Raw genomic sequence first — 5,918 nt, 5'->3', positions numbered from 1 at the left:
CCACACCCACCGTGCCCCGAAACCATCGGCCCCGCATCTCCCCGCCCGGCGCTCCCACGGCATATGTCGATCTACACCCGGCGCCCGACTTGCGCAATGTTTCATATGTAGTTCTATAGATCCAGCGTGTTCCGCCAGGCAGGGCAAGTGCGGTTCATGCAGGGAAGGTGATCGGCCACGGGCATTCCATTCGGGCCGCAACTGACGGTGCCGGGGCTGTCGCCGGCGCGCGGCGTGGGTGTCGAGGCGGGCAGGGCGGCGGTGCGTCTGGCCCGGCTCCCGGTCGACATGGCCACGGACGGTTTCGGGCAGCTGATCGGGCTGTTGGAGCGTGCCACGCCCTGGCGGTCGACGGGCCCGGGCGATCCGCCACGCACCGATGCGGGGATTCCGGTGCTGTTGGTGCATGGGCTGGCCGACGGGGCATCAGTCGTCCCGCCGCTGCAGCGCGAGCTGCGCGGGGACGGTGTGGGCCCCTTCATCCCGGTCGCCTGCAACGCGTTCGGCCCGGACATCCCCACGGCGGCCCGGAAACTGGGCGACCAGGTGGAGTCTGCGTGTGCCCACGGCCCGGGGCGGGCCGCGGTCGTGATCGGGTACAGCCTGGGCGGGCTGATCGCCCGCTACTACGTGCAGCGGCTCGACGGTGACGCCTACGTGCCGCTGGTGATCACGCTGGCGACGCCGCACGGCGGGACCGCAACCGCCCTGCTGGCCCCGGCCCATCCGCTGCTGCGCCAGCTACGGCCGGGAAGCGAGCTGCTGGTCGAACTCACCGAGCCGGCCGCGGGATGCCGCACTCGGTTCGTGGCGTTCTACAGCGACCTGGACGAGGCCGTCATCCCCGCTGCCCGGGGCCGTATCGACCATCCTGACCTCAAGGCCCGCAACGTGCTGGTGCCCGGCGTCGGGCACCTGACGCTGCCCCTTCACCGGCCGGTCATCGACGAGATGCACGCGCTGCTGGCCGCGGCCCAGGTCACGTTCACGCGTTTCCCGTGACAGGAGGGGCAGAACGGAGGACGCTGAAAGACAGCTGGTAAGGACGTCAGCACCTGTGCGGACGGACAGCATGGCCTCTTCGCCCAGCCCCAAGAGCGGGTCGACGGTACGCCCGTATCGTCCCGACGACGAACCGGGGGTGCGAGAACTGATCGATGCCGACCGGCTGCCGGGACAGCCACGCTGCACCCCGGAGAGGCTGGCCGCCGCACGGCGTGGTCTGGTTCCCCCGGCCGGCTGGGCGGTACCGGCCCGGCCGCAGATCAGCGTTCTGGCCAGTGCCGGGGACCGCCCTCAGGGCGTCATCGCGTATCTGTCCTGGGTCGATGTGCACACCGGGTTGATCTGCTGGCTCTACGCCCACGAGGAACCCTCCGCCCTGCGCGCTCTGATCGGCCATGCCCTCGCAGCGCTCGCTCCCTGCCCGCTGATCGAGGCATTTGTCGGCGGTCCGCCAGACCCGCTGGGGCCGGGCGGCCTGCCCCGCGCCCGCCGCGGCGCCACCCACGACGCCCTGCTGCACAGTGGCTTCACCGGCCGTCGCCAGGGCTGCTATCTGTACTGTGCGCTGTCTGCCGAGTTCGCGTCGGCCCAGCCGGTCGCCGACGTCGTTCCCTGCGGCTTCCCCCCGGGCCAGCGACTGATCGTCCGCGAGGCGGCGGAGCCAGTCGCAGAGGCCGTGGTCAGCGTGGGGCCCGACGGCACTGCGACCGTGTACTGGATCGAGACCCTGCCCACTCACCGCCACCGTGGCCTGGGTCACAAGTTGCTCGGCCAGGCCCTGACCCTGCTGGCCGAGCAGGGAGCCACCGAGGTCGCCCTCGTCGTCGACGACCCCCCACACCCGGTCCACGACAGCCAGGCCGCCCCCCGGCTCTTCGACTCCTTCGGCTTCACCTCCGTCGACGAACTGTGGACCTACCAGTGCCGACGGCCCTGAGCCCCGCGACCTGCCACTTGAGCCTGATGGTGTGAGCGGCCCTGCAAGGGCCGCCGACATCGCCCGCCGCAGCCGCTGTCCTGTCCTCGTGAGCGAGGCGACGAGTCATGAGGGGAGCGGTCGGCGCGGCCGGCGCAGGGGGATGAGCCACAGGACGACGGTGCCCAGCAAGTAGGCCAGCAGTGCCTCGCCGGGCAGGCCGAGGGGGCCGTGGTCGGCGCGGCCTGCTGTGGTGATGCCGAAGAGCCCGACGAGCACCGTGGCCAGTCCCGCGTACGCCAGCACCAGGCGTGCGAGTTTCCCACCTCGTTGGATGCCGCGGTGTACTGGGTCGCCGTCTGGTCGCCGACCACGTCGTTCTGCCCGGCCGAAGACGGCCACGAACACCGTGAGCATGAGGAGCAGGCATGCCAGCCAGGGCAGCCGCCACAGGAACCAGTCGGCTGAGCCGACCGGTGGTTGGGCCATCAGCCCTCGCGGGTACAGAGCGACGGCCGCCAGCACGACAGCGGCCATGTGCCACAGAAACACCGTCAGGACCACACTGTTGACAGCCACCACCATGAGCCATGGGCGGCGCCTGCCCAGCCAGCGATCGGCGCGTCGGCGCAGCAGGAGCGCGAGACCGATCTGGGTGACCGCGAGCGCGAGCAGGGCAAGGGTGGGCGGGGCGGTGTTCTGCACCTGTTCGCCCGGGACGGCGACCATGCTGACCGGATACGGTCCCACCGCGGTGAGCAGCACCAGCGCGAGCAGGCCGCCCGCCGTCACCACCTGTGCCGGCCGTCGGCGGTCGGTGAGCCTGCCGTCCCGCCAGACGAAGCCGACCTGGTAGACAGCCAGCCACACGAGCAGGTAGTTGGCGGCGGCGTAGGGCAGTCCGAGCAGGAACCTGGCCGCGTCGGCCGCCGCCACCGCGGTGACCAGGACCACCGGCAGGATCACCCCGACCCGCTGATGCAGTGGGTACAGCACCGGAGTGAGGACCACGACGGCGACGTAAGCGGTGAGGAACCACAGCGGAATCGATGCCAACCAGGCGGCGGTGCCCACGAGTTGGGGATCCGTGCCGAGGAGACGGGCGAGCAGCGCGGACGCCGTCAGGGTGACCAGGAACACCGTCGTGGGGCCCAGCAGGCGGGCGCTGCGGGTGATCAGCCAGCCCGCGACGTCACCTCCGCTGCGACGGTGGGCCAGCAGCGATGCTCCGTTGGCGTAACCGCCCACCAGGAAGAACAGCGGCATGACTTGGAAGAGCCAGGTCAGCGGGTGGCTCCACGGCACGGCCACCAGCGCGCTGAATCCGCTGAGACCATCGGCCTCGCCGTAGGTCACGGCGACGACCAGCCAGTGGCCGAGCACGACCACCGTGATCGCCACGGCGCGCAGCAGGTCGATGTAGCGGTCACGCTGCGGTGGCGTGTTCTCGGCCGCCTTGCGGAGATCGCTCAGCACCGGACCAGCTCTCCGTTCCCGGCCCCCACAAGGGCCGGTACTCGCAGGAGTTTCGAGTGTTGCTCACCAACTGCCCGTTGTCGCCCTGCCGTGCACGAATCCATCGCCGCCGAGGGCGGTGGCATCCGGAGCAGGACTCAGGATGCGGCCGCGTGTTGCGGCACCACCGCGACCGGGCAGTCGGAGTGCTGGAGCGCGGCGTGCGGCACGCGGCCGAGGGGCAGTGCGACAGGCCCGTGGCGTCGAGGGGCGCCGAGAACAAGCAGGTCGGCCCTGGCCGAGTGCGTGATGAGGACGTGGTGGGCCGGGCCCTCGGCGGTGACGCGATCCACGACCACGTCGGGGTGGTCGTGCTCCGGGGCGCGCAGGGCGTCGTCGAGCAGGACCGACGCCTGCTCCTCGTAGCGGTGGGCGGGATCCCCGGCGAGCAGCGGATGCGCCAGGGGTCTGTGGGCGGGGCGACGCCAGGCGCGTACGGCGTCCAGCGCGCAGCGCCGTGCTTCGGCCTCGCGGAACGCGAACCGTATCGCCGCCGCGCTGGTCGCGGCATCGCCCACGCCGACCACGATGCGGTCATTGGCTCCTTGCCGGTTGTGCGGGGTGCCGCGTACCACGACCACCGGGCTGGAAGCATGCGTGGCCAGGGAGCGGCTGACCGAACCCAGCAGCGCGCCCCTGACCGGTCCTCTGCCCCGGCACCCGGTCACGACGGCGGTGGCGCGGCGCGCCTCGCGCAACAGCGCCGCCTCGGCGTCGTCGGGAACGATGTCGACCGTGATCTTCACGTCCGGATTGCGCTGCCGAGCCCGTTCGGCGGCGCGGCCGACGATGTCCTGCGCGAGGGCGTGCTCCGAGGGAACCTCTTCGGACTGCATGATGACGGGGCCTTCGTAGCGCTCCCACAGGCAGGCGTACACGATCCGCAGCGGCAGGCCGTGCAGGGCCGCCTCATCCGAAGCCCAGTCGGCCGCCCAGAGGCCGGCCTCCGAACCGTCGACGCCCACGACCAAGGGCAGCGTCATTGATCCCACCGCCTTCAGCACGCGCCAGGACGATGACTTCATTGTCCCGCACGTCGTTGCGTACGCCCTACTCGGAACTCTCTTCCCGGACCTGGTGGGTCTTGGTCCAGATGGCTCCACAGCGGCAGGAGGAGTGCTCCACGAGCTCACCGTTCTCCGTGACTCCGAACGGGGGCAGGAGCCGCGTCACATCCGTCCGGTGGAGCGGATCCGGGCTGACCCGCTGGGCCGACTTCGGGCGCGTCGGCCCGCACCGCGACGAAATCCCTGCCGTGGCGGTGGAGCCTTTCTCCCCGCGCGGCGGCCGGGACGGCACCGGCCGCCGCGCGGCAGGCCCTGCAGGCTGTGCCACCAGTCCGGCTCGATCCTCACGTCCTCGCTCTCCTCGCCCACCAGATGGGCGCCGAGGAGAGTGAGGACTGCTCGGGAGACTCGCTCGGCCTCCGCCTGTGTGGGGGTATTCGTCGCGTTCTCGGACAGCGGACAGGAAGGCGTCCTGGTTCGTGCGCATGATGTCCTCCCGGTGGTGATGGCGAGAGGGCGCCTCACCGTCTGGCCGGTGGTTCGGCGACCTCTGCCTGGGCGGGCCGCAGGAGCTGGTCGCCGACCCGGTAGCCGGGGCGCAGGATCGCGGTGCAGGTGGGCCGTTCGACGTGGTCGGAGCGGGTGCAGGAGACGGCCTCGTGCCAGACAGGGTCGAAGGGGTCGCCCGCCGCGCCGAAAGACTGCAACCCCAGGGCGGTGAGTTCGCCTTCCAGAACGGCGGCGACGTGTGCGAAGCCGCCGGTGACGTCCCCTTGCCTGCGGGCCTGGTCGATGGCGTCGAGGACGGGGAGGAGGCCGGTGAGCACGTTGGCCACGGCTATCTCGCCGACCGCGTGTCGGTCGCGGCGGACCCGCTTGCGGTAGTTGTCGTACTCGGACATCACGCGCTGCAGGTCTGCTGTGCGCTTGCGCAGCTGCGCGCGCAGGAGGTCGGCCTCGCCTGCGTCCCGGCCGGTCCGCGGGGCAGGCTCGACGTCGCCACGGCGGCGGGGCTCCAGGCTGGTTCCCGGATCCCGCCGCCGGTTGCCGCGGACGATCGACAGCGGGTGCTCGCCGGGACGGGTCATCACGTTCCCTCCTGCCGCTTGTCGTCGTCGACGATTTCGGCATCGACGACCTCCTCGTCCTGCCCGGCGGCGCCTGCCTCGCCGCCGCCCGCGCCGCCGGTGGCCTGCTGGCTCTGAGCCTGCGCATACATGGCGGTGCCGACCTTCTGAGCCGCCGCCATCACCTTCTCGGTCGCCTGCCGCAGGGCCGCCGTGTTGTCGCCGTCGGCCGGCTGGGCCTTGAGGGCCTCCTTGAGCTCCGCCAGCGAGGTCTCGACCTCGCTCTTGACGTCCCCGGGGATCTTGTCGGCGTTGTCCGTGAGCAGCCGTTCGGTCTGGTAGGCCACCTGCTCCGCCTGGTTGCGGGTCTCGGCGGCCCTGCGGCGGCGCCGGTCCTCCTCGGCATGC

At 71.5% G+C, this 5,918-nt stretch carries 6 protein-coding genes; 2 read left to right on the top strand and 4 right to left on the bottom strand.

Annotated elements, in window-relative coordinates:
• Positions 1-234: 234 nt before the first annotated feature.
• Together StrepF001_RS44135 and StrepF001_RS44130 are read left to right on the top strand one after the other, a co-directional pair.
• Positions 235-1,002, top strand: a complete 768-nt coding sequence (locus StrepF001_RS44135) for a lipase (protein WP_240797997.1) — start codon at positions 235-237, stop codon at positions 1,000-1,002.
• A 70-nt stretch (positions 1,003-1,072) separates the two neighbouring features.
• Positions 1,073-1,942, top strand: coding sequence for a GNAT family N-acetyltransferase (locus StrepF001_RS44130; protein ID WP_129803699.1), 870 nt, complete (start codon positions 1,073-1,075; stop codon positions 1,940-1,942).
• Positions 1,943-2,047: 105 nt separating this feature from the next.
• Here the strand turns inward: StrepF001_RS44130 and StrepF001_RS44125 are convergent, their stop codons facing one another.
• From StrepF001_RS44125 to StrepF001_RS44110, 4 genes are all read right to left on the bottom strand, one after another.
• Positions 2,048-3,397 (bottom strand): acyltransferase, encoded by a 1,350-nt coding sequence (locus tag StrepF001_RS44125; protein WP_240797996.1) that lies wholly within the window; start codon positions 3,395-3,397, stop codon positions 2,048-2,050.
• Positions 3,398-3,534: 137 nt separating this feature from the next.
• Positions 3,535-4,419, bottom strand: coding sequence for a universal stress protein (locus tag StrepF001_RS44120; RefSeq protein WP_129803698.1), 885 nt, complete (start codon positions 4,417-4,419; stop codon positions 3,535-3,537).
• 545 nt (positions 4,420-4,964) lie between these two features.
• Positions 4,965-5,531 carry a nucleotide exchange factor GrpE gene (gene grpE / locus StrepF001_RS44115; RefSeq protein ID WP_129803697.1) on the bottom strand — a complete coding sequence of 189 codons (567 nt, stop codon included), beginning with the start codon at positions 5,529-5,531 and terminating at the stop codon, positions 4,965-4,967.
• Positions 5,531-5,918, bottom strand: a 388-nt coding sequence (locus tag StrepF001_RS44110) for an Hsp70 family protein (protein WP_165396581.1), incomplete at its 5' end; no start/stop codon positions are given. The genes grpE and StrepF001_RS44110, both read right to left, overlap by 1 nt.

This window comes from Streptomyces sp. F001 (assembly GCF_004187715.1).
Classification (GTDB): domain Bacteria; phylum Actinomycetota; class Actinomycetes; order Streptomycetales; family Streptomycetaceae; genus Streptomyces; species Streptomyces flavusporus.
The sequence above is the reverse complement of the archived record's forward strand: the minus strand, read 5'-3'. Positions and strand labels throughout refer to the sequence as shown.